A 23927-nucleotide genomic window follows, 5' to 3' on the forward strand; every position below is an offset into this window, starting at 1 on the left:
GTTGGAAGCGGGTGATACACCAACCCCACGCTCGATCTTCGCCCCTCTACGGGACCGGACCTCAGTTCAGGGCCACGTACTTGGCCTCGAGGTACTCCTCGATGCCCTCGGTGCCGCCCTCACGGCCGAAGCCGGACTGCTTCACACCGCCGAAGGGGGCGGCGGCGTCCGAGATCGCGCCCCGGTTGATGCCGACCATGCCGGCCTCGAGGTTCGTGGCCAGGTACTGCGCGTTCTCCAGCGAGGCGGCGAAACCGTAGGCGGCGAGGCCGAACTCGGTGTCGTTGGCCATCGCCACGCCCTCCTCCAGGGTGGAGAAGGTGGTGACCGTGGCGACGGGGCCGAAGATCTCCTCGTGCATGATGCGCGTGTCCGCCGGGACGTCGGTGAGGACGGTGGCCGGGTAGAAGTGCCCCGGGCCGTCCGGCACCTGCCCGCCGGTGGTGACGGTCGCGCCGGCGGCGACGGCCTCGTCGACCAGGGCGGCGATACCGTCGCGCTGCTTGGCGGTGATCATCGGCCCCAGCGTGGTGCCCTCGTCCATGCCGTGGCCCATCGTGACCTGCGACATCGACTCGGTGAGCCGGCGGGTGAACTCCCCGGCGACGGAGGCGTCGACGAGGAAACGGTTCGCGGCGATGCAGGCCTCGCCGCCGTTGCGCATCTTCGCGGCCATCGCGCCGGTCAGCGCGAGGTCCAGGTCGGCGTCGGCGGCGATGACGAACGGTGCGTTGCCGCCGAGCTCCATGGAGGTGCGCAGCAGCTGGTCGGCGGACTGGCGCACCAGGGTGGCACCCACCGGTGTGGAGCCGGTGAAGGTGACCTTGCGCAGCCGGTCGTCGGCCATCAGCGTCTCGGAGATCGCCCCGGAGTGGGTGGACGGCACGATCGTGACCAGCCCGGACAGGTCACCCAGGTCACCGGCGACCTCGGCGAGGGCCTGCTTGATGACCTCGCCGACGAGGATCATCGTCAGCGGGGTCTCCTTGGCGGGCTTGACCACCACGGGGCAGCCCGCGGCGAGCGCCGGGGCGATCTTGCGAGTGGCCATGGCCAGCGGGAAGTTCCACGGGGTGATCGCCAGGACGGGGCCGACCGGGTTCTTCGACACCAGGATGTGGCCGTTGCCGGCGGGTGCCTGGGTGAAGCGGCCGGGGATGCGCACGGCCTCGCCGGCGAACCAGCGGAAGTAGCTGTTGCCGTAGGTGACCTCGCCCCGGGCCTCGGTGAGGGGCTTGCCCATCTCCAGGGTCATGGTGGTGGCGAAGTCCTCGGCGCGTTCGTTGACGATGTCGAAGACGCGGGTCAGGACGTCCGCCCGACGCTGCGGGGCGACTCGCGCCCAGGTCTTCTGCGCCTCGACGGCGCTGCTCAGCGCGTCGACGGCGTCGTCGGCGGAGCGGTCGGGCACGGTGACGAGCACCTCGCCGGTGGCGGGGTCCTCGACGTCGAAGGTGGCTGCGGCGTCCTTCACCTGGGTGGCGAGCAGGTCGGTCAGGTCGGACGGGAGTACGCGGTTGTTCATGGTTGTTCCTCCTGTGTTCTTCTCGTCTACTTGCCTACACCGTTGTCGCGGATGGCGTCGGCGAGCACGCCGAGCCCGTCGCGCAGCAGGTCCTCGCCGATGACGAGCGGCGGCAGCAGGCGCACGACGTTGCCGTCCATCCCACAGGTCAGGATCAGGACGCCGCGGGCCTTGCACGCCTCGGCGACGGCCTTGGTCGTCGCGGCGTCCGGACGCCCGTCGGCGTCGACGAACTCCAGGGCGATCATCGCGCCACGGCCGCGGACCTCGGCCAGACCGGCACCGGCCGACTCGCCGACCAGCGGCTCGAGCACCTCGCGCACGATCTGCTCGATCTCACGGGCGCGGCCGTTGAGGTCGAGCTCCTCCATCTGGTCGATGGAGGCCAGCGCGGCGGCGCAGGCGACGGGGTTGCCGCCGTAGGTGCCGCCGAGCCCGCCGGGGTGCGGGGCGTCCATGATCTCGGCGCGTCCGACGACCGCGGACAGCGGCATGCCGCCGGCCACGCCCTTGGCGATGGTGACCAGGTCGGGGACGACGTCCTCGTGGTCGGAGGCGAACCAGTCGCCGGTGCGGCACATGCCGGCCTGGATCTCGTCGGCGACGAAGACGACGTCGTTGGCGCGGCACCACTCGACGATGGCGGGCAGGAAGCCCTCGGCCGGGTCGATGAACCCGCCCTCTCCCTGGATCGGCTCGATGACCACGCAGGCCAGGTTGGACGCGCCGACCTGCTGCTCCAGCGCGGTGATGGCGCGCTCGGCGGTCTCGGCGCCGGTGAGGTGGTCGCGCAGCGGGTAGGACACCGGTGCGCGGTATACCTCGGAGGCGAAGGGCCCGAAACCGGACTTGTAGGGCATGTTCTTCGCGGTCATGGCCATCGTCAGGTTGGTACGGCCGTGGTAGGCGCGGTCGAAGACGGCCACGCCGTCGCGTCCGGTGTAGCTGCGGGCGATCTTCACGGCGTTCTCCACGGCCTCGGAGCCGGAGTTGAACAGCACCGTGCGCTTGTCGTGGTCGCCCGGGGTGATCTCGGCGAGCTTCTCGGCGACGCGGATGTAGGACTCGTAGGGCGAGATCATGAAGCAGGTGTGGGTGAAGTGCGCCGCGGCGTCGCTGACGGCCTCGACGACGGCCGGGTTGGACGCACCGACGGTGGTCACGGCGATGCCCGAGGCGAAGTCGACGAAGGAGTTGCCGTCCGCGTCGAGCAGGACGCCGCCGTCGGCGTCGACGACGTAGTGTGGCAGGTTCGGGGTGACGGCGCGCGGGACGACCGCGTCGCGGCGGGCGGCCAGCGCCTCGCTCTGCGGGCCGGGCGCGGTGGTGGTGGTCGTGCGCTCCTGCGGGAGGCGGTAGGTGAGGTCCTGCATGGGGAGGCTCCTTGTCTCTTCTGTCTCGTCTGTCTCGTTCTTCCGTTGCCGCCATTATGCGTGCCGACGTGACGTGGACGACATGGCCTACATGTCGAACTTCTCGTTGCAGAATGTACAGTATGGCCATGTCCGACGACCTGACCCTGGCCTGGCTGCACGCCCAACGCGACCTCGACCTGCGACCGGTCGCCGGTACGGGTGTACCAGGCGCGGGCTTCTCGGTGATCCAGCCGACCGAGCTGACCGACCCGCGCGAGTTCCTGCAGCCCCACGCCGTGGTACTCACCGTCGGCGTGGCCCTCACCCCGGACCGCGTGGGCCGGGACGACCCCTTCCCCGACTACGTCCGACGCCTCGCCGAGGCGCAGGTCACCGCCATCGGCTTCGGCACCGGCCTCTTCTTCCCCACCGTGCCGCCCTCCCTGGTCACGACCGCGCGCGAGCACGGCATCGCGGTGATCGAGGTGCCGCGCCACACCGCGTTCATCTCGATCCTCAACACCGTGCTCGAGGAGCGTGCCCGTCGCGGCCGCCGGGAGCAGGAACGCCTGGTCGTGGTGCAGGAGAAGCTGAGCACCGCCGCGGTCGACGGCGGGCTGGACGCCCTGCTCGCCGCGACCTCCCGCCACCTGGACGCCGCGGTGGCGGTCACCGACGATGACGGCCGTCTGCACGGCAGGCAGGACGCCGGGGCGTTGTCCGCGGTCGCGACCGCGCGCCGGCAACGCGACAGTGGAGCGGACGCACGTACGGAGGCAGGCACCGGCACCTGGCGCCTGACCCAACGCATGACGCCGCAGGGCGAACGCTTCCACCTGATCACGGTGCTGGCGTCCCACCCGTTCTCCCCGCACGACCGGGCGGTACTCAAGCACGCCGCCGGCCTGGCGGACATCCTGCTGCAACGCCCCGCCTACCTGCGGCGCAGCCGCACCGAGCTGAACACCCTGGCCATCCAGCTGCTGCTGGGCGTGCGCGGGGAGGACGGCACGAGGCCGGTGGGCGGCATCCTCGACGAGGCGTCCGACGGCGACGGGCGGGTCCGCCCGACGGTGGTCACGGCCGACCGACCCCGGGAGCTGGACGCCGCCCTGGCCGAGGCCGACCGGCGTTCCGAGCGGGCGGGACGCCACCTGTTCGTCACCGGGTTGGACGCCACGACCGCGTTGCTGCTGTTCCGTGGGTCGCGCCGCGTGGCCGACATCGCCGGTGGTTTCGGCCCGGCCGCCGCACGCGTCCGCGTCGCCGTGGGCGAACCCGTGGCCTGGGGCGAGGTGACCATGGAGCGCGTGCGACGGCTCGAGACCGCCGCCCGCACCCTGACACCCGGCAGCCACGTGGGCCCGTACGGGGCGGGGGCGGACTGGCTGGAGCAGCCGGCGGTACGTGACGCCCTGGACCGGCGTGCCGGCGAGACCGTCGACCGCCTGCTCGGCGAGGGATCCGGCGGCGGGACCGGCAACGAGCTGACGGACACCCTGCTGGCCTGGCTCCGCGCCGGCGGGAAGGTCGCCGCCACCGCCGACACCCTGGGCGTACACCGGCACACGGTACGCACCCGCCTGGACCGCATCGCGCAGATCTGCGAGGTCGACCTCGACGACCCGGTCGTGCGGGCCGAGCTGCTGCTCGTCGCCGTCACCCGTACCGCAGGGTCATCCAGGGCGTAGGCGCGGAGAGCAACGAGCAACCGCCACGTCCCGCCTACACCCCGAAGTCGTCGCGGTGGAGCTCGCACCACCGGCGGAAGGTGCGCGGTGCGACACCGGTGACGTTGCGGACGTCGTCGGTGAGCACACCGGAGCGTCCTGCGCGGAACAGTTCCTGCAGGTCCTGCAGGCCACGGGCCTGCGGCTCGGGGGTGCCGGCCGCGATGGACGCCTCGGCGAGCTCGCCGGGGGTGCAGTCGGCGACGGCGATCTCGCGTCCGAGCACGTCGGCGAGGATCCGCACCTGCTCACGCGTGCTCAACGCCTCCGGGCCGTTGAGGATGTAGCCGTGGCCGCGGTGCGTCGGGTCGGTCATCACCACCGCGGCGACACGGGCGATGTCGTACGGGTCGACCGGTCCGGTCAGACCCTCGCCGGTCGGGTCGGGGACGGGCCGTCCGGCGGTGATGGCCTCGCGCCACCACAGCGCATTCGTGGTCAGCGTGTTGGGACGCAGGTAGGTGACCTCCAACGACGAGCTGCGCAGGACCTCGTCGCGGGCGTTGATCGCCGCCCCGATCACCGGCATCGGGTGCAGTACCGTGCCGATCGAGGACAGCACCACGACGTGGGTCACCCCGGCCGCCGTCGCCGCGTCCACCAGCGTCTCCGCCTGGGCCGGCGACGGTGCGGCCTGCATGAAGAAGACGGTGTCGACACCCTCGCAGGCGGCGCGCAGCGCCTCGGCGTCGTCCAGGTCACCGACGGCGAGCTCCACCTCCTCCGGCAGGTGGGACGCCCGGGCGGGGTTGCGCACGTAGGCGCGCACGGCGTGGCCCTGCCCGGCGAGGATGGTGGCGAGCTCGCCGCCGACGTTGCCGGTGGCCCCGGTGATGAGAAACATGGTGCTCCTTGGATGTTGGTGGATGTTGGTGTCTCGGTTCCCCGTACCTCCTCCACACTGCCCGCCGCGCGGTGGAACAGCCTGGCCCCGTTCGTCCCCCCCTTCGCCCGCGTCCCACGCGCGGTATTCTGAACCCCATGAACGGGACCGACGAACTCGGCGCCCTGCTGCGCGCCTGGCGGGGACGACTGCAACCCTCCGACGTCGGTTCGCCCTTCGGCGACCACTCCACCCGCACCCCGGGGCTCCGTCGCGAGGAGGTCGCCTGGCTCGCCGGGGTCTCCGCCGACTACGTCAAACGCATCGAGCAGGGACGCGCCCGCCCCACCGCCGACGTGGTGCGCGCCCTGGCACGCGCGCTGCGGGCGTCCGACGACGAGACCGCGGTGGCGTTGCGCGTCGCCGGGCACACCGGGGACGTGCGCGCCCTGGTGCCCCGGACGATCACCCCGAGCGTGCGCAGGCTGCTCGACCGGTTGGACGACACACCCGTCGGCGTCTTCGACGCCACCTGGACCCGGCTCGACCACAACGCCCCCTGGGCCGCGCTGACCGGGGACGGGACAGGTGACGGGACGAATGCCTGCGAACCGGCGATGAACGACAACCTGGTGTGGCGCCACTTCCTCGGCGACGGCGACCGCGTCCACCACCCCGACCTCGACGCCTACCGTGCCTCGCTCACCGCCGACCTGCGCCGGGTGCACTCCCTGCACCCCACCGACCCGGACCTCACGACCCTGGTCGACACCCTGCGCGCGCACAGCGACACCTTCGCCACGATGTGGGACACCGCCGCGGTCGGTGACCACGGTGGCCAACGCAAGACCGTGGTGCACCCGGACGTCGGGGCCGTGGAGCTGGACTGCGACGTCGTGGACGTCAACAGTGGCGGCGGTGCCGGGCTGCACCTGGTGATCTTCACCGCCGCACCCGGATCCGAGGCAGCCGGGAAGCTCACGGTACTCACTGGTGGGTCCACCGACACCGTCATGTCCTCTGAGCCACTGCCCAGGTGACGTCGGTGCCGCGTCAGAGCCGGCCGGAGGAGTGCAGCCAGTCGAGGACGTTGCGCGCGGGGTCGAGCACGTAGTGCTCCAGGGACCCCTCCGACAGGAAGGCGACGTGCGGGGTGACGAGGATGCGCGGGTCCGTGCGCTCCGGGGCGTCCGCGGCCGGTGGTTCGCCGAGGAGGACGTCCAGGCCCGCGCCGGTCAGCTGTCCGGAGTCCAGCGCCGCCGCGAGGTCCTCCACCACGACCAGTTCGCCGCGTGAGACGTTGACCAGGGTGGATCCACGGCGCATACGCGCCAGGGCGGCCGCGTCGACGACCCCGCGGGTGTCCTCCGTCAGCGGCAGGTGCAGTGAGAGGATGTCGGACTCCTCCAGCAGACGGTCCGGGTCGACGAGCTCCACACCGTCGGGCGCGGTCTCCACGTAGGGGTCGTGGGCGATGACTCGACCGACCAGCGGGCCGGCGATCTCGGCGAGGCGGCGGGCGATGCGTCCGAACCCGTAGAGGCCCAGGGTCAGACCGCTGAGTCGACGGGGTACGGCGTCCACGTCGTCTGTCCAGCCGCCCTCCGCGGTGACCCTGAGGCTCTCGCGCAGGTGCCGTTCCACGGCCAGGGCCAGGGTGAGGGCGTGGGCGGCGACCTCCTCGGTGGCCGCGGAGGTCAGGTTGACCACGCGGATACCGCGGCGGGCGGCCTCCTCCCCGTCGATCATGTCGGTGCCGGCGCTCATGGTGGCGATCACGCCGACGTCCGGCAGCCGGTCGAGCAGCGGTTTGTCGATCCGGGCGTAGCCGACGACGAGGCCGACGGCGCGCTCCGCACCGTCCGGCAACTCCTGTACGCCATCGCCGACGGGCAGGTCGGCGAGCACGGTGTCGCAGCCGGCGTCCTCGAGCAGGGTGCGTCCGGGCACGGGGTCGAGGTCGGTCTCGTCGGTGAAGAGGACCAGTGGTCGGGTCATGAGTTGTTCTCCTTGCTCTCGGCGAGCCGGTCGAGGTGGGTGGGTGCGAACAGGTCGAGCACGGCGGGCAGCACGACGACCCGCGGTTCGCCGGACACGAGCGCGCGGGCGACGGCGTCCGGCGCGTCCCCGATGGTGGTGGTCTCGGCGGTGACGCCGAAGGACTGCGCCAACGCCACGTAGTCGGGACGGGCGAGTTCGGTGGCGGTGGCGGTGCCGAAGGCGCCCTCCATGTACTCGCGCAGGATGCCGTAGCCGCCGTCGTCGACGATGAACCACACGACGGGCAGGTTGTTCTGCGCGGCGACCGCGAGTTCGGCGATGCCGTAGAGCGCGCCGCCGTCGCCGGACACCGCCAGCACGGACGCCGGGGCGTCCTGCGCGGTGATGCGTCGGGCGAAGGCGGCGCCGAGGGCGGCGGGGAAGCCGTAGCCCAGCCCGCCGGCGCCCTGGGCGGAGGCGAAGTCGTCGTCGCGGACGTCCCACGCCGACCACGCCCAGTAGGCCAGCACGGTCATGTCCCAGTAGACGTGGGTGTCGTCCGGCACGGCCTCGCGCAGCCCGCTGACCAGGGCACGTTCCTTCTCCAGACCCTGTCCGGCGATGCGCCTGTCCACGGTGTCCAGCAGCCCGGCGACGCGGTCGGTGGCCGCGGCACGGCGGGTGGCGTCGGACGTCCTTCCGGACGCCTCGACGTAGCCGTCGAGCAGGGCGAGCGCCGCACGGGCGTCGGCGTGGATGCCGACGCCGTCGTGGTTGGAGCCGAGCTTGCCGAGGTCGGCCTCGACCTGGATGACCCGGCCGCGCGGGGCGAAGGTGTGGTAGTTGCTGGACAGTTCGCCGACGCCGCTGCCGACGATGAGCAGCACGTCGGCGTCCTCGAGGAACTCGGTGGTGGCGATGTCCTCGATCCACGACCGGGCCGACAGCGGATGGTCCCACGGCAGCACGGCCTTGCCTCCGACGGTGGTCACCACCGGCGCATCGAGGCGTTCGGCCAGGGCGACGAGTTCCTCCCGCGCACCGGCGCGCACCACACCGCCGCCGGCGAAGATGACCGGACGCTCGGCGTTCACGAGCAGGTCGGCGGCGTAGTCGGTGATCTCGGGCACCGGGTCCAGGGAGGACGGCTCGGCGCGGGCGGCGAGTGCGTCGCCCGTCAACGGGGGGACTGTACGTGCGGCGTCGGCCAGCAGGATGTCCTGCGGGACCTCCACCAGCACCGGTCCCTTCGGCGCGGACCCGGCGATGCGCCAGGCGTCCGCCACCGCGGTGGGGATCTGCGACATGGCACGCACCGTGACCACGTGCTTGACGACCCCGCGGAAGGAGTCGGACTGCTCGGGCAGCTCGTGGAGGTAGCCGTGGCGTCCGCCGCCGAGACCGGCGACGGGGACCTGCGCGCTCAGCGCGAGCACCGGGATGGAGGACGCCGCGGCCTCCTGCAGCGCCGCCAGGGAGGTCAGCGCACCGGGGCCGGTGGACAGCAGCAACGGTGCGACGGTACCGGTCACCCGGGCGAAGCCGTCCGCCATGAAGCCGGCGTTGTTCTCCACCCGGGCTCCGATGTACGGCAGGTCCGAGCGGCGCAGCGCGTCGAACAGGCCGAGGGCGTGCTGACCGGGGAGTCCGATCACACCGCGGGCGCCGAGGGCGGTCAGGGTCTCGAGCACCACGTCCCCGCCGATGCGGGTCTGGTTGTCGGTCTTGTTTTCAGTCATCGCTACTTCACCGTCTCCTTCATGGTCGTGTTCTTCTTCTCGTTCTCGTGTTCCGCGCCCTTGATGCGTGCCGTCCACTTCGCCAGCACCTGCGGGTCCGTCGGCGGGGTGGCCAGGGAGACGGCCACGTAGACGACGAAGGAGGCCACCAACCCCACGTAGATCGGTTCGTTGGCCAGCACACCGCCGAGGCTCTCCTCTGCGTTGACCTCCATGACGACCATGGTCACGAGGGTGCCGACCGTGCCGGCGACCATCGACCACATCGCGCCCTTGCCGGTGCCCCGTCGCCAGACGATGCCGCCGATGATCGCCACGAGCAGACCACCGACCAGCAGGTCGTAGGCGATGGTCAGGGCGGCGACCACGTCCGGCACGACCATGGCGATGCCCAGCGTCAGGACACCGAGTCCCAGCACCCACAGCCGGTTTCCGCGCACCTCGGCGGCCTCGGCGTCCGCCACCGCGTCCGACGGGGACGCCGGCGCCGGGCGGCCGAACAGGTCACGGATCAGCGGGACGACGTCCTCCCGGGCGACGGTGGACGCGGCGATGAGCCCGCCGGAGGCGGTCGACATCATCGCCGCCAGGCCGCCGGCCAGGGCGATGCCGCCGAGGCCGGCCGGGAGGATCTCCGTGGCGACCTGGGCGTAGACGTCGTCGCGGTCGGCGATGCCCGGCAGCAGCACCGCCGCGGCCATGCCGACGAGCGCCCCGACGACGGCGAAGAGGATGCAGTACACCGCGGCAGCCGTCCCTCCCCACCGTGCGACCTGCGGGGACCGGGCCGTGAAGACCCGCTGCCAGATGTCCTGTCCGATCAGCAGTCCCAGGGTGTAGATGACGAAGTAGGTGATGATCGACTGCAACCCGATGCCGCCGATGTCGAAGAACTCGTCGCCGAGCCGGTCGCGCATGCCGGCGAACCCGCCGACCTGGTTGAAGGACATGGGGAGCATCAGACCGAACACGGCGATGGTGATGACCACGATCTGCACCATGTCCGCCAGGGTGATCGACAACATGCCGCCGGTGCTGGAGTAGAACAGCACGATGCCGCCACCGACGACCAGGGCCAACCAGCGGTCCCAGCCGAAGAGCACCATGAAGATCGAGGCGTAGGCGCTGGTCGAGGTCACGGTGAGCATCACCGTGTAGCCCAGCATCACCACCGAGGCCACGCGGGTGGTCGTGCCGCCGTAGCGCAGGCCGAGCATCTGGGTGACGGTGTAGATCCGCAGGCGTTGCAGTAGTGGCGCGAAGGCGAGGCTGAGGATCAGCACACCGATACCGATGGCCGTGACCAGCCAGAACCCGGAGATGCCGAACTGGTAGCCCAGCCCCACGCCACCGACGGCGGAGGCGCCGCCGATGACGACCGCGGCCATGGTGCCGGCGTAGAAGACGGGTCCGAGGCGGCGTCCGGCCACGAGGTAGTCCGAGCGGTCGGTGACGCGGCGCTGCCCCCACCAGCCGAACAGCAGCATGACTGCCAGATAGAGCACGATGATGACGGTGTTTAACCAGTTCACAGGGGGTTCTCCTGTCGAGGTGGTCGGCCGACCGGGACCCTCGTCGCCGATGGTGGGGTGTGCTGTGATGCAGACCTCACGACGGAGGCGGGGTGGCGTACGTCCCTTGATTGATCGGTTGTGGGGGCCTAGGCTAATCGTTAGTTGCCTCACTGGCAACAGGAAGTTCGTGAGAGACAACATCGCCGATACGGCGACCCCGATCAAGCAGGAGGTACGGAGTCGTGAAGTCACTCCCCGTCGAGTCCGGCGGATACAGCTCACAACCGGGCAGGCGACTACGCGCCCTGCGGCAGCAGAACCGGATCACCCTGGACCAGGTGTCCCAGGCCACCGGACTGTCCAAGGGGTTCCTCTCCCGGGTGGAACGCGACGTGACCAGCCCCTCGGTGGCCTCCCTGGTCACCATCTGCGAGGTACTGGGCGTCTCCCCCGGCGCGATCCTGGACACCCCGGACACCGACGTCGTCCACCTCGACGAGGCGCCCCTGGTCGACCTCGGCGGTGAGGGGATCACCGAACGCCTGGTGACCCCGCGTGGACGCCATGAGCTGCGCATCCTGCACGCCGTCGTCGAGGGCCACGGCTCCGGCGAGTCCGAGCTCTACACCATGGACTGCACCGTGGAGTCCGTGCACGTGATCGCCGGGGAATTCACCCTGCAGACCCCCGACCAGGAGATCCACCTGCGCACCGGGGACACCGCCACCCTGCCCGGCTCCGAACCGCACTCCTGGCGCAACCCGTCCGCCGAACCGGCGACGGTGCTCTGGATCCTCGCGAACACCTGAACCACCACACGAGAACGACCGCACCCAAAAAAACCACGAAAGGCACACCATGCTGAACACCCCGCGCGTCATCGACAACGGCAACATCGGCCCCGTCGACTCCTCCCTAGTCCCCCGCTACAGCGGCGAGTCGACCTTCGCCCTGCTGCCCCGGCTCCGCGACGTCGTCGCGGACGGACGCGAGGCCGGGATCAAGGTCGTCGGTGTGCCCTTCGACACCGGCGTGTCCTACCGCTCCGGCGCCCGGTTCGGCTCCGGGCACGTCCGCCAGTCCTCCCGTCTGCTGCGTCCCTACAACCCGGCCACGGACACCTCGCCGTTCGCGCAGGTCCAGGTGGCCGATGCCGGGGACATGGCGGTGAACCCCTTCAACATCGACGAGGCCATCGAGTCCGTCGAGAACGACGCCCTGGAGCTCACCGCCGACGGCAGCTCGCTGATGACCATCGGCGGCGACCACACCATCGCCCTGCCCCTGCTGCGCGCGGCGACGAAGCGGGCCGGTCAGCCGGTGGCGTTCCTGCACTTCGACGCGCACCTCGACACGTGGGACAGCTACTTCGGTGCGGACTACACGCACGGCACCCCGTTCCGCCGTGCCGCGGAGGAGGGGGTGATCGACACCGAGGCCATCAGCCACGTCGGCACGCGTGGCCCGCTCTACGGACGCAAGGACCTGGAGGACGACCGTCGCTTCGGCTTCGGTATCCTGACCAGCTCGGACGTGTTCCGTCAGGGTGTCGACGAGATCGTCGACCGGCTGCGCACCCGCGTGGGCGACCGCCCGCTGTACATCTCGGTGGACATCGACGTGCTCGACCCCGCCCACGCCCCAGGCACCGGCACCCCGGAGGCCGGCGGAATGACCAGTCGCGAGCTCCTGGAGATCCTGCGCGGTCTGCGCGGCCTCAACATCGTCGGCGCCGACGTGGTGGAGGTCGCCCCCGCCTACGCCCACGCCGAGATCACCGGCGTCTCGGCGTCCCACGTGGCCTACGACCTGATCACCCTGATGGCGGACCTGCGCGCGGGCAAGAGCATCGAGGACGCCGCGGGCGCCTGAGTGGCAGAGGCGCCTGGGGCGGCAGGCAGGGCCATGTCATCTGAACCACCGCCCAGGTAATGTTTCGGCAGTTTTCCTGCCTGGAGGGCGGCTCAGATGACGTCGGTACCGGAGTGCGGGTCCGCCAGGGCGACGGCGCGCGCGACGAGTGCCTCGAGCCCCCACTCGAAGGGGTCGTCGGCGTAGGGGTTCGCCGCCCCCCGCCCGTCGGAGTCGTCGGAGACCCGCACGGTGAAGGCGCTGACCACGTCCTGGAACACCGGGGCGTCGGTCTCCTCCGGCGCCGAGGAAAAGATCTCGGTCGGTGCGTTGGCGTCCATCGCCGAACCGTAGAGGAAGGACTCGAAGGCGATGACCACCGACACCACCCGGTCGCGCGGCACACCGGCCGCCACCAGGCCGGACGCCACGGTGTCGTACATGCGCCGCGTGGCCGGCGCCCCGGAGACCGGCATCGTGGCGATCAGGGGGACGAGCTCGGGGAAGGCGGCGAAGACCTCCCGGTAGGAGCGTGCCCAGTGCCGCAGGGCGTCCGGCAGCCCGGCGGCAGCACCGACAGCACCGTCCGCCTCCGTGAGCGCGCCGAGCGCCGAGGCGTCCACCCCGGACATCACGGCGTCCTCGACGAGCAGCAGCAGGTCCGCCTTGTTGCGGATGTGGTTGTACAGGGCCGAGACGGCCACACCGAGACGGTCGGCGAGTCGTTTCATCGTCAGGCGTGACTGGCCCTCGTCGGTGACCAGGGCCAGTGCGGTCTCGGCGATGCGGTCCCGGTCGAGCACCGGGGCGGACGGACGCCCGGCGCGTCGGCCCCTGCCCCGCGGCGATTGTTCGTCCGTCACAACCATTCCGCCCTCTCCGGTCGTCTACACCACCGCCCGGGCCCGGTCCGGCCCGCGATGTCACAGGTATTTTACATTCGCGTCTAAACCCGCATTATCCCAGGTGACGGACGCTCATGGGAAATGGGAGGCCCCGTGGCACCCGTCACCGGGCATATTTTTCGGCCCGAGGGTCTGGCGCGCACCCGGTGAGAGCTGTACGGTCTCGTTAAACGAACGTGATTCATTTAATAAGGAGGACACATTCATGAGCCCCACCACCCGTGAGAGCGACGTCGTCGTCATCGGTGCCGGTCCCGCCGGACTCACCGCCGCCTACACCCTGGCCAAGGCCGGCAGGTCCGTCACCGTCCTGGAGGCACGCGACCGGGTCGGTGGACGCACCTGGAACGGCGCCGCCCTCGACGCCGACGGCGCACCCCACTTCATCGAGATCGGCGGCCAGTGGATCTCCCCCGACCAGACCCGACTCACCGAACTCGTCGACGAACTCGGCCTGGACACCTACCCGCGCTACCGCGAAGGCAAGTCCGTCTACGTCTCCCCCGACGGCTCCCGCCACACCTACGAGGGTGACCGCCTCCCCTGCTCGGAGCACACCGAGGCCGAGATGGACAAGCTCATCAAGCTCATGGACGACCTCACCGAGGAGGTCGGCGCCGAGGCCCCGTGGGCCGCCGAGCGTGCGCAGGAACTCGACACCGTGCCCTTCCGCGACTGGCTCGGCCAGCACAGCGACGACCCCGAGGCCATCGACAACGTGTCGATCTACGTCGCCTCCGGCATGCTCACCAAGCCGTCCTACGCGTTCTCCACCCTGCAGGCCGTGCTCATGGCAGCCTCCGCCGGCTCCTTCTCCAACCTCGTCGACGAGGACTTCATCCTCGACCGCCGCGTGGTCGGCGGCATGCAGTCGGTCTCACTCACCCTCGCCGAGAAGATCCGCGGGCTCGGCGGCGAGATCGTGCTGTCCTCCCCCGTGCGCGAGGTCACCTGGTCCACCGTCGACCCGGACACGCAGGACGCCGCCAACGGCATCGCCGCCGACGTCCGCAACGGCGCGCCCGGCGCCGACGGTGCCCCCGGCGACGTCACCGTCGTCGCCGACGGTGCGACCGTCCACGCCCGCAACGTGGTGCTGGCCGTGCCGCCGAACCTGTACAACCGCATCCAGTACGTGCCGCCGATGCCCCGCGAGCAGCACATCGCCCACCAGCACATCTCCATGGGCCTGGTCATCAAGATCCACGCCGTCTACGAGACCCCCTTCTGGCGTGACAAGGGCCTGTCCGGCACCTCCTTCGGCGGTGGACGCCTGGTCCAGGAGGTCTACGACAACACCAACGTGCAGGCCGACGCCGACGGCAACCCCGTCGAGGACACCAACGGCACCCTCGTGGGCTTCATCTCCGACGTCTACGCCGAGCAGATGTGGGCCCTGTCCGAGGCCGAGCGCAAGGAGGCCATCCTGTCTGCCATGGCCGACTACCTCGGCCCGGAGACCATGGAGCCCATCGTCTTCTACCTCTCCGACATGGCCGCCGAGGAGTGGACCCGCGGCGCCTACGCCACCAGCTACGACCTCGGCGGACTGCACCGCTGGGGACACCTGCAGAACCGTCCGACCGGCCCGATCCACTACGCCTGCTCCGACATCGCCGCCGAGGGCTACCAGCACGTCGACGGCGCCGTACGCATCGGCGAGGCCGTGGCCACGAGCATCCTCGAGGAGCTCTGAGGGGCATGACCACCAACATCGTCGTCGGATACAGCGCGACCTCCAGCGGTCGCGACGCCCTCCACCTGGGCACCGCCATCGCCCGCGAGCGCGACGCCCGCCTGCACCTGGTGATGATCATCCCGGCGGACAACCCCTTCACCAGTTCCCTGCCCTACGACGGGAACTACGAGAGGATCCGCAACAGGCAGCTGCAGGACTGGCTCGACGAGGCCGCCACCACCGTGCCCGACGACGTCCGGTGCTCCACCCACCTGATCAGCCACCCGTCCGTCCCCGAGGGACTGCTCGAGGCCACCCACCGCCTCGGCGGGGACCTGATCGTGGTCGGCCCGCGCCCCGGTGCGGTCCTGCACCGCCACCGGCTCGGCACCATGGCCACCAACCTGCTGCACACCGCCGACGTCCCGGTGGCCCTGGCACCCACCGGCTACAACCACCCCGGGCCACTCGGCCACGTCACCGCCATGTTCGGCCCGCGTCGCGGCGCCACCGACCTCGTCGGAGAGACCATCGCCACCGCACGCTCACGCCACATCCCGCTGCGCCTGGTCTCCCTGGTCACCCAGGACATCGCCGACCGCACGGCACCGCAGGACGCGTCGGCGGTGACCAGCGGCGTCCTGCACGACCTGCAGACCTACGCGTCCCGGCGACTCGCCGAGGACGCCGCCGAACTCGTCGAGGACGGCCACGCCACCACCCACATCGCCACCGGACGCGACGTCCCGGCCGCCATGGCAGAACTGTCCTGGCACCCGGACGAGATCGTGCTCGTCGCGTCCTCCCGCCTGGCCGCCCACGGCCGCATGTTCCTGGGCTCCACGGCGAAGAAGATGCTGCGCGTCGCCCCCGTCCCGGTGGTGGTGATCCCCGCCGGCTACACCGCCTACAGCGGTGCCGGCGACCCGACCACCGGGAGACTGCCATGAGTACCGCAACCAACGAGACGTCCGGCACCACCGCCGGAACCACATCCAGCAGCACACTGCCCAGCGACAAGGGCCTGGCCAAGGGCCAGATCGGGGTGCTCGGCACCGTGGTCATCGGCATCGGCTGCATCGCACCGGCCTACACCCTGACCTCGGGGCTGGGGCCGACCATCGCCGAGGTCGGCGCGCCCGTGCCGGCCGTCCTGATCCTCGGGTTCCTGCCGATGCTGCTCGTCGCCTTCGGCTACCGCGAGCTCAACTCCCGCTTCCCCGACTCCGGCACCTCCTTCACCTGGGCCACGAAGGCCTTCTCCCCGTGGGTCGGCTGGATGGGCGGTTGGGGGCTGATCGCCGCCACCGTGATCGTGCTGTCCAACCTCGCCGCCGTGGCCGTGGACTTCCTCTACATCCTGCTCGGCCAGATCCTCGGCAACGACGACATCGCCAACCTCACCCGCAACCTGTGGGTCAACATCCCCACCACCCTGGTGTTCATCGCGATCGCCGCCTGGATCTCCTACCGTGGCCTGGGCTCCACGAAGATGCTGCAGTACATCCTGGTCGCCATCCAGCTGGTCGTGCTCACAGCCTTCGCGGTGTCCGCGATCGTGCAGGCCAACAACGGCAGCTCCTTCGACCCCACCCCGGTCAGCCTGGAGTGGTTCAACCCCGCCGGCATCGAGGACTTCTCCGTGATCGCCGCCGGTATCTCACTGTCCATCTTCATGTTCTGGGGCTGGGACACCACCCTGACCATGAACGAGGAGACCAAGGACCCGAAGACCACCGCCAGCCGGGCGTCCACGATCACCGTGGTGATCATCATCGCCCTGTACACGCTGTGCGCGGTCGGCGTGGTCGCCTGGGCCGGCACCGGCACCGAGGGCCTGGGTGCGGGCAACCCGGAGAACCAGGAGTCGCTGTTCGCCGCCCTGGCCTCCCCGGTGATGGGACCGTTCGCGATCCTCATGTCGATCACCGTGCTGACCTCCTCGTTCTCCTCGCTGAACTCCACGATGATCTCCCCGTCACGCACCATGCTGGCCATGGGCTACTACCGGGCGCTGCCCCCGGTGTTCTCGAAGATCAGTCCCCGCTACCGCACGCCCTCGGTCGCCACGGTGGCCTCGGCGGTGGCCGCCGGCGTGTTCTACACCGTCACCCGCCTGATCAGCGAGAACGACCTCTGGGACACGATCACCGCACTGGGCCTGATGATCTGCTTCTACTACGGCATCACCGCCCTGGCCTGCGTGTGGTACTTCCGCCGGGAACTGTTCGTGTCCCCGCGCAGCATCGCCTTCCGTTTCCTGTTCCCCCTGCTCGGTGGGGTGTTCCTGCTGGTCATGTTCGTGCAGACCGCGGTGGACTCCCTCGACCCGGACTACGGTTCCGGCAACTCGATCGCCGGGGTGGGCATGGTCTTCATCCTCGGCGTGGGCGTGCTGCTCATCGGCGTGGCCCTGATGTTCTGGACGCGCCTGCGCCACCCCGCCTTCTTCCGCGGGGAGACCCTGCCGGTGTCCGAGTCCACCAGCGACAGTGCCGACCCCGCCGAGGAGCCGGATGCAGAACCAGCTGCAGAACCGACCGAGGAGCCGGCTCCATGACCACGACCACCACCATGCCCGCGGAGTGGGCACCGCACGAACGCACGTGGATGTCCTTCCCCACCGCCAACGACACCTTTGGTACAGGTGAATCAGGCGATCTCGCCCGCGCCCGCCGCGCCTGGTGCACGGTCGCCCGCACCGTGGCCCGCTACGAGCCGGTCACCGTCGTCGCCGACCCGTCCGACGAGGACGTCGCCCGCGAGATGCTCGGCACCGACGTCACCGTCACCACCGCGCCGTTGGACGACGCCTGGATGCGCGACTCCGGGCCCACCTTCGTCCTCGACGACGACGGGTCCCTGCGCGCGGTGAACTGGATCTTCAACGGCTGGGGCGCCCAGCAGTGGGCCGCCTGGGGGAAGGACGCCCACCTCGCCACGGCCGTCGCAGGCGCTGCCGGCGCCGCCGGCATCCCCGTCGTCGACTCCCCCCTCGTCGCCGAGGGCGGCGGCCTGCACGTCGACGGACGCGGCACCGTCCTGCTCACCGACACCGTCCAGCTCGACCCGGACCGCAACCCCGGGTGGACGAAGCAGCAGGTCGAGGCGGAGGTCCACGCCCGGCTCGGCACCCGCCACGCGGTGTGGCTGCCGCGCGGGCTGACCCGCGACTACGACGGTTTCGGCACCCGCGGCCACGTCGACATCGTCGCCTGCTTCACCGAGGCCGGCCACGTCCTGCTGCACCGCCAGGACGACCCCGCCCACCCCGACCACGAGGTCTCCCGGCAGCTGCGCGCCGTGCTCGAGGACGCCGTCGACGCCGACGGACGGCCCCTGCGCATCGTGGACCTGCCCGCCCCCGCCGTCCTGCGCGACGACGAGGGCGACTGGGTCGACTACTCCTACATCAACCACCTGGTCTGCAACGACGCAGTCATCCTCTGCGCCTTCGGCGACGAGGTCGCCGACGAGCGCGCCCGCGGCATCCTCGCGGCGTCCTACCCGGGGCGCACCGTGGAGCTCGTGGACGCCCGCGACATCTTCGCCTTCGGCGGCGGCATCCACTGCATCACCCAGCAGCAGCCGGCGGTGGAGCGTGACTGACATGACCGACGATTTCGACGTCACGGGCAGGTCCATCGCCGAACTGCGCGCCGCCCTGGAGGACGGCAGCACCACCGCCGTCGGCCTGGTCGCGGCCTACCGCGCACGCATCGCCCGCCACGACCGTCCGGCCGGCAACAGCGAACACGGCGCACACGCCGCCGACGGTGGTGTGCCGCTCAACGCCGTCATCGTCGACAACCCGGACGCCGAGGCCGACGCCCGCGCCTCCGACGAACGACGCCGCACCGGCACCCTCCTCGGTCCGCTCGACGGCATCCCCTACACCGCCAAGGAGTCCTACCTGGCCCGTGGCCTCACCGCCTCGGCCGGCTCCCCCGCCTTCGCCACCCTCGTCGCACAGCGCGACGCCTTCACCGTCGAACGGCTGCGCGGCGGCGGCGCCGTCCTGCTCGGACTGACGACGATGCCGCCGATGGCCAACGGCGGCATGCAGCGCGGCCTGCGCGGGCGCGCCGAGAGCCCCTACGACGCGTCCTACCTGACCAGCGCCTTCGCCTCCGGGTCGTCCAACGGTTCGGGCACGGCGACCACCGCCGAGTTCGCCGCCTTCGGCCTCGGCGAGGAGACCTGGTCGTCCGGCCGGGCACCGGCGTCGTGCAACGCGCTGTGCGCCTACACCCCCTCGCGCGGGGTGATCTCCACGCGCGGGAACTGGCCGCTGGTGCCGACCATGGACGTCGTCGTGCCGCACACCCGCTCCATGGCGGACATGGCCGAGGTGCTCGACGTGGTCGTCGCCGACGACCACACCACCCGCGGCGACTTCTGGAGGACGCAACCCTGGGTCCACGTCCCGGCGTCCTCCGCGGTGCGTCCGGAAAGCTACCGGACGCTCACCTCCGCCACCGGCGGGGACCTCGCCGGTGTGCGCCTCGGCGTGCCGGCGATGTACGTCAACGCCGACGCTGCCGCCGGCACCGGCGGCGACCGCACCGGCGACACCGGGGTCGGCGGTCCGATGGGACGCCGCATCGAGACGTCCCCGGACGTCCTCGCCGCGTGGGAGGTGCTGCGCGCCGACCTCGAGAAGGCCGGCGCGACCGTGGTCGAGGTCGACTTCCCCGTGGTCAGCAACTACGAGGGCGACCGGCCCGGCGCGCCGACGGTGTCCACCCGCGGCCTGCTCGACCCCGCCTACCTGGACCTGGAGGTCGGTGCGCTCGCCGCCTGGGCGTGGGAGGACTTCCTGCAGGCCAACGGCGACCCCGCGCTGGACTCGCTCGGCGCACTCGACCCGCAGGACGGCTCGACGATCTTCCCCCACCCCGACGGTGCCCTGCCGGACCGCTACGACGGCTTCGACGACGACATCGCCACCTACCCCGCCCTCGTCGCCGGGCTCGGCTACACCGGGCCGGACGATCTCCTCCGCAACCCCTCGTTCTCGGTGCTCGCCGACGGTGTGCGGGGCCTGGAGGAGACCCGCCGGGTCGACCTGGAGCAGTGGATGGACGACCTCGGCCTGGACGCCGTGGTCTTCCCCGCCATGGCCGACGTGGGCCCGTCCGACGCCGACACCGACCCCGCCTCCGCCGAACTGGCCTGGCGCAACGGCGTGTGGGTCGCCAACGGCAACCTCGTTCCGCGGCACCTCGGAATCCCCACGGTGACCGTGCCGATGGGGAGCACCGGTGGCGTGCCGGTGGGCCTGACCCTGGCGGGACGCGCCTGGGACGACAACCGCCTGCTCGCCCTCGGCGCCGCCGTCGAGGCCACCGCCCCGTCCGGCACCCGGCGCGTCCCGCCGGCACGTACCTACAATCGGCACCACGTCCCCGACAACGACCTCACGAACACACGAAACGACATGAACAGCGAGGACCGCACCATGAACAACCCCTACCGCAGCATTGACGTCGCCACCGGCACCGTCCTGTCCCAGCACGACCACGCCACCGACGCCGAGATCAGCGCAGCCCTGGACTCCGCCCACGCCGCCGCGGCGTCCTGGGCCGCGACGAGCCTCGAGGAGCGCGCAACGATCGTCAACCGTGTCGCCGACCTGTTCGCCGAGCGGCAGGACGAACTGGGCGCGATCATCACCCGCGAAATGGGCAAGCCCGTCGCCGAGGCCCCCGGGGAGGCCGAGTTCAGCGGTGACATCTTCCGCTACTACGCCACCCACGCCGCGAAGCTCACCGAGGACCTCGTGATCGAGGACACCGCCGAGTCGCGCAGCGTGGTGCAGCGTCGGCCGGTGGGCACACTGCTGGGCATCATGCCCTGGAACTACCCCTACTACCAGGTCGCCCGTTTCGCCGCGCCGAACCTGATGCTGGGCAACACGATCCTGCTCAAGCACGCCGAGAGCGTGCCGGAGTCCGCCCTGGCCATCCAGAAGATCATGGATGAGGCTGGCGTGCCCGAGGGCGTGTACACCAACATCTTCGCGACCCACGACCAGACCTCCACGATCATCGAGGACCCTCGCGTGCAGGGTGTCTCGTTGACCGGTTCGGAGCGTGCCGGCGCCGCGATCGCCGCGCAGGCGGGTGCGGCGTTGAAGAAGGCCGTGCTGGAGCTCGGCGGTTCCGACCCCTACGTGATCCTGTCCAGCGACGACATCCGCGCCGCGGCGCGCAACGCCCTGGAGATCCGCCTGGAGAACACCGGCCAGGCCTGCAACTCCAACAAGCGCATCATCGTGCACGAGGACGTCTACGACGAGTTCGTCGACGAGGCCGTGCACATCATCGGCGCGCTGAAGCCGTCCGACCCCGCGAAGGTCGAGGACGTGCTGACCGCGTTCGGCCCGATGTCCTCGCAGGGTGCCGCAGAGAAGATCGTCTCGCAGATCGGCACCGCCGTGGAGTCCGGCGCGACGCTGCGCACCGGCGGCGAGCGCGTCGGTGGTGAGCACGCCGACGGGTTCTTCGTGTCCCCGGCGGTGATCACCGACATCGAGGTCGGCTCCGACATCTACTACGAGGAGTTCTTCGGCCCGGTGGTACAGGTGTACAAGGTGTCCTCCGACGAGGAGGCCCTGACCCTGGCCAACGACACCCAGTACGGCCTGGGCTCCTCGGTCTACGCCACCGAGAAGGGACGCGCCGAGAAGTTCGCCGAGGGCATGGAGGCCGGAATGGTCGGCGTGAACCAGCCCGCCCCGGAGACCGAGGAGATGCCCTTCGGCGGGGTGAAGCGCTCCGGTTACGGCCGTGAGCTCGGCCCGCTGGGCATGGACGAGTTCGTGAACAAGCGCCTGTACTCGGTGAAGAAGTAGGCGCCCCACCCGTCCCGCGGATCATCCCTCGCTGATGGTCATCTTCGCGATCTTGCCTCCGGTGATCTCGAAGTCGAAGCGGGACGGGCCGCTGACGTAGCCGGAGCGCCAGTCACCGTCGACGATCACCCGCCCGTCGGCGATGAGCACGTCCTCGGCGACGAAGGTCGGTTTCGACCCGATGAACGCCACCGCGCTCCAGGCGTCGATACCGTCCCGCCCGGTGACCCGGTGACCCCAGTCGTCGACCACTCCGTCCTCGGTGAAGACGTCCAGGAACGCCTGCCCGTCATGGGCGTTGACCGAGTCGAAGAACGACGCGATCGGTTCCGGCATGCAGTGCCTGTCCGGCGCCCCACTACTGTCCACGTCCGTCATCGTCAACGCCTTTCTCAGCGGGTCGTGTATCCGCCGTTGGCGAAGATGGTCTGCCCGGTGATCCACCAGCCGTCGCTGGCCAGGAACCGGATGATCGGTGCGATGTCCCCGATCTTGGTGAGTTGGCCACCCAGCGCCTGCGACTTGTGGAACTCCACGCGTTCCGGGGACTCCTGCCCGTAAAAGAACGGTGTGTCCATCGGCCCGGGTGCCACGGCGTTCACCGAGATCCCCCGGTCGGCGAACTCCTTGGACGCCGCGCGGGTGAAGTGCTCCACCGGGGCCTTGCCGCCGGCGTAGGTCGAGTAGCCGTCGGTGTTGGCGGCGAGCAGCGCGGTGACCACGGTGATGATCTTCCCGTCGTCGGCGAGGCGTCGTCCCGCCTCCTTGAGGAAGAAGAAGGCGGCTTTGGAGTTGATGTCGAACATCGCGTCGTACTCGTCCTCGGTGGTCTCCACGATGGGCTTGCGCAGGACCTTGCCGACGGTGTTGACCGCCACGTCGACCGGGCCGAGCAGGTCCTCCGCCTCGTCGAACAGCGTCCCGACGTTCGCGGCGGAGGTGAGGTCACCGCGGACGAGTCCGGCACGTACGCCCTGTTCCTCGACCGCCGCCAGCGTCTCCTCCGCCTCCCCGCGGCTGGAGTCGGAGTTGTAGTGGATCACGATGTTCGCGCCCTCGGCCGCGAACTGCCGGGCCACCAGCCCGCCGAGGTTCTTGCCGCCGCCGGCGATCAGGACGTTCCTGCCCTTGAGCGTGTGGTCTGCCATGGTGTCTTCCCTTCCTGGTTCTCGTGTACGTCCGGAGTGGCACGATCGTCGCCGCTCCTATCGTCGATATAGGATCCTATATCGTCGATACGTGCGCTACGGTAGCAGCATGAGCACGGACGTGTCGACGGGTACGCGGGAGAAGCTGATCTCCGCTGCGGCGGAACTGATCGCCAACTCCCCCGGCGAAGGTTTCTCGCTCCGCGCGGTGTGCGACACCGTGGGCGTGAAACTTCCGACCGCTTACCACTTCTTCGGCTCGAAGCAGGGGTTGGCGGATGCCGTGGTCGAGCACGGTTTCGACATGTACATCGCCGAGAAACAGGCGATGGAGTGGACCGGCGACCCGATCCAGGACATCCGCACCGGCTGGGACGCCCACGTGGCCTTCGGACTCAGGAACCCCGGTTTCTACGCGTTGATGTACGGCGAGGTGCAGCCCGGCCACGCCCCCGCCGCGCAGTCGCGACCCACCGAGATCCTGCTCGGACTGGCGACCCAGGCCGCCGACCAGGGCCGGCTCTGCGTCCCCCCGGCCCAGGCGACGGAGCACATCCTGGCGACGAACGTCGGCGTCACCCTGCGCCAGATCGTGCAGGACGCCCCCGACCCCGTGCTCTCCGCGGCGGTCCGCGAGGGCGTCATCAGCGCCATCACGGGCGCTGCGGAGCAGGACGACGCGGCGTCCTCCCACGCACTGTCCACGGTCGCGGAGCTCGCCGCGGCCCACCCGGACACCCTCGGCCCCGCCGAGACCCGCCTGCTGCAGGAATGGCTGCAGCGGTTGCGGGCCGAGCAGCCGGGCCGGGCCTGACGGCGCGCC

Annotated in this window: 19 protein-coding genes and 1 pseudogene; 11 read left to right on the forward strand and 9 right to left on the reverse strand. The window is 70.6% G+C overall.

The window, feature by feature from the left end; translation table 11 throughout:
• Nucleotides 1-61: 61 nt before the first annotated feature.
• Nucleotides 62-1525, reverse strand: coding sequence for an NAD-dependent succinate-semialdehyde dehydrogenase (locus ACT3UN_RS13830; protein WP_444657311.1), 1464 nt, complete (start codon nt 1523-1525; stop codon nt 62-64).
• Between the two features lie 26 nt (nt 1526-1551).
• A complete protein-coding gene (gene gabT, locus ACT3UN_RS13835; protein WP_444657312.1) occupies nt 1552-2898 on the reverse strand; it encodes a 4-aminobutyrate--2-oxoglutarate transaminase in 1347 nt (448 codons plus the stop codon).
• 128 nt (nt 2899-3026) lie between these two features.
• Between gabT and ACT3UN_RS13840 the strand changes: the two genes are divergently transcribed.
• Nucleotides 3027-4571 carry a PucR family transcriptional regulator gene (locus ACT3UN_RS13840; protein ID WP_444657313.1) on the forward strand — a complete coding sequence of 515 codons (1545 nt, stop codon included), beginning with the start codon at nt 3027-3029 and terminating at the stop codon, nt 4569-4571.
• Between the two features lie 34 nt (nt 4572-4605).
• Here ACT3UN_RS13840 and ACT3UN_RS13845 read toward each other — a convergent pair whose 3' ends face one another.
• Nucleotides 4606-5454 carry an NAD(P)H-binding protein gene (locus tag ACT3UN_RS13845; protein ID WP_441579205.1) on the reverse strand — a complete coding sequence of 283 codons (849 nt, stop codon included), beginning with the start codon at nt 5452-5454 and terminating at the stop codon, nt 4606-4608.
• 137 nt (nt 5455-5591) lie between these two features.
• Between ACT3UN_RS13845 and ACT3UN_RS13850 the strand changes: the two genes are divergently transcribed.
• Nucleotides 5592-6473 carry a helix-turn-helix transcriptional regulator gene (locus ACT3UN_RS13850; RefSeq protein WP_444657314.1) on the forward strand — a complete coding sequence of 294 codons (882 nt, stop codon included), beginning with the start codon at nt 5592-5594 and terminating at the stop codon, nt 6471-6473.
• A 13-nt stretch (nt 6474-6486) separates the two neighbouring features.
• Here ACT3UN_RS13850 and ACT3UN_RS13855 read toward each other — a convergent pair whose 3' ends face one another.
• Genes ACT3UN_RS13855 through ACT3UN_RS13865 form a run of 3 tightly spaced genes read right to left on the reverse strand, consistent with a single transcriptional unit; the run spans nt 6487 to nt 10639 of the window.
• A complete protein-coding gene (locus ACT3UN_RS13855) occupies nt 6487-7431 on the reverse strand; it encodes a C-terminal binding protein (RefSeq protein ID WP_441588378.1) in 945 nt (314 codons plus the stop codon).
• On the reverse strand, nt 7428-9152 hold the full coding sequence (locus ACT3UN_RS13860; RefSeq protein WP_444657315.1) for a thiamine pyrophosphate-binding protein: 1725 nt from the start codon (nt 9150-9152) through the stop codon (nt 7428-7430). The genes ACT3UN_RS13855 and ACT3UN_RS13860 overlap by 4 nt, the downstream gene beginning before the upstream one ends.
• 2 nt (nt 9153-9154) lie before the next feature.
• On the reverse strand, nt 9155-10639 hold the full coding sequence (locus tag ACT3UN_RS13865; protein ID WP_444657325.1) for a sodium:solute symporter: 1485 nt from the start codon (nt 10637-10639) through the stop codon (nt 9155-9157).
• 269 nt (nt 10640-10908) lie between these two features.
• On the opposite strand from ACT3UN_RS13865, the gene ACT3UN_RS13870 reads away from it, so the two are divergent.
• Nucleotides 10909-11475: a helix-turn-helix domain-containing protein gene (locus tag ACT3UN_RS13870; protein WP_301443073.1), complete on the forward strand. Its 567-nt coding sequence runs from the start codon at nt 10909-10911 to the stop codon at nt 11473-11475.
• A 49-nt stretch (nt 11476-11524) separates the two neighbouring features.
• The gene (gene speB / locus ACT3UN_RS13875; protein WP_444657316.1) at nt 11525-12538 is read left to right on the forward strand and encodes an agmatinase; all 1014 of its coding nucleotides are present in this window, start codon (nt 11525-11527) and stop codon (nt 12536-12538) included.
• Between the two features lie 92 nt (nt 12539-12630).
• Here the strand turns inward: speB and ACT3UN_RS13880 are convergent, their stop codons facing one another.
• The gene (locus tag ACT3UN_RS13880) at nt 12631-13380 is read right to left on the reverse strand and encodes a TetR/AcrR family transcriptional regulator (RefSeq protein WP_444657317.1); all 750 of its coding nucleotides are present in this window, start codon (nt 13378-13380) and stop codon (nt 12631-12633) included.
• 247 nt (nt 13381-13627) lie between these two features.
• Here ACT3UN_RS13880 and ACT3UN_RS13885 point away from each other — a divergent pair, with 247 nt between their 5' ends.
• The 6 genes and pseudogenes from ACT3UN_RS13885 to ACT3UN_RS13910 all read left to right on the forward strand — a co-directional run bounded on the left by ACT3UN_RS13885 (nt 13628) and on the right by ACT3UN_RS13910 (nt 21956).
• Complete coding sequence (locus ACT3UN_RS13885) at nt 13628-15118, forward strand: flavin monoamine oxidase family protein (protein ID WP_441582211.1); 1491 nt, start codon at nt 13628-13630, stop codon at nt 15116-15118.
• Between the two features lie 5 nt (nt 15119-15123).
• Nucleotides 15124-16050, forward strand: coding sequence for a universal stress protein (locus tag ACT3UN_RS13890; protein WP_441582210.1), 927 nt, complete (start codon nt 15124-15126; stop codon nt 16048-16050).
• Nucleotides 16047-17660: an APC family permease gene (locus ACT3UN_RS13895; protein WP_444657318.1), complete on the forward strand. Its 1614-nt coding sequence runs from the start codon at nt 16047-16049 to the stop codon at nt 17658-17660. Before ACT3UN_RS13890 ends, ACT3UN_RS13895 begins: the two co-directional genes overlap by 4 nt.
• Entirely contained in the window at nt 17657-18709 is a 1053-nt protein-coding gene (locus tag ACT3UN_RS13900; RefSeq protein WP_441582208.1) for an agmatine deiminase family protein, read from the forward strand. The genes ACT3UN_RS13895 and ACT3UN_RS13900 overlap by 4 nt, the downstream gene beginning before the upstream one ends.
• Nucleotide 18710: 1 nt before the next feature.
• Nucleotides 18711-20489, forward strand: a pseudogene (locus ACT3UN_RS13905) (amidase); the annotation flags it as partial.
• 72 nt (nt 20490-20561) lie between these two features.
• Nucleotides 20562-21956 carry an aldehyde dehydrogenase family protein gene (locus ACT3UN_RS13910; protein ID WP_441582243.1) on the forward strand — a complete coding sequence of 465 codons (1395 nt, stop codon included), beginning with the start codon at nt 20562-20564 and terminating at the stop codon, nt 21954-21956.
• A 21-nt stretch (nt 21957-21977) separates the two neighbouring features.
• Here the strand turns inward: ACT3UN_RS13910 and ACT3UN_RS13915 are convergent, their stop codons facing one another.
• Nucleotides 21978-22292, reverse strand: a complete 315-nt coding sequence (locus ACT3UN_RS13915) for a nuclear transport factor 2 family protein (protein WP_441582207.1) — start codon at nt 22290-22292, stop codon at nt 21978-21980.
• A 56-nt stretch (nt 22293-22348) separates the two neighbouring features.
• Nucleotides 22349-23104, reverse strand: coding sequence for an SDR family oxidoreductase (locus tag ACT3UN_RS13920; RefSeq protein WP_441582206.1), 756 nt, complete (start codon nt 23102-23104; stop codon nt 22349-22351).
• Nucleotides 23105-23213: 109 nt separating this feature from the next.
• Here ACT3UN_RS13920 and ACT3UN_RS13925 point away from each other — a divergent pair, with 109 nt between their 5' ends.
• Nucleotides 23214-23918: a TetR/AcrR family transcriptional regulator gene (locus ACT3UN_RS13925; RefSeq protein ID WP_441582205.1), complete on the forward strand. Its 705-nt coding sequence runs from the start codon at nt 23214-23216 to the stop codon at nt 23916-23918.
• The last annotated feature ends 9 nt before the right edge of the window (nt 23919-23927 follow it).

Source organism: Corynebacterium sp. AOP12-C2-36, from assembly GCF_052379185.1.
Taxonomy (GTDB): Bacteria; Actinomycetota; Actinomycetes; order Mycobacteriales; family Mycobacteriaceae; genus Corynebacterium.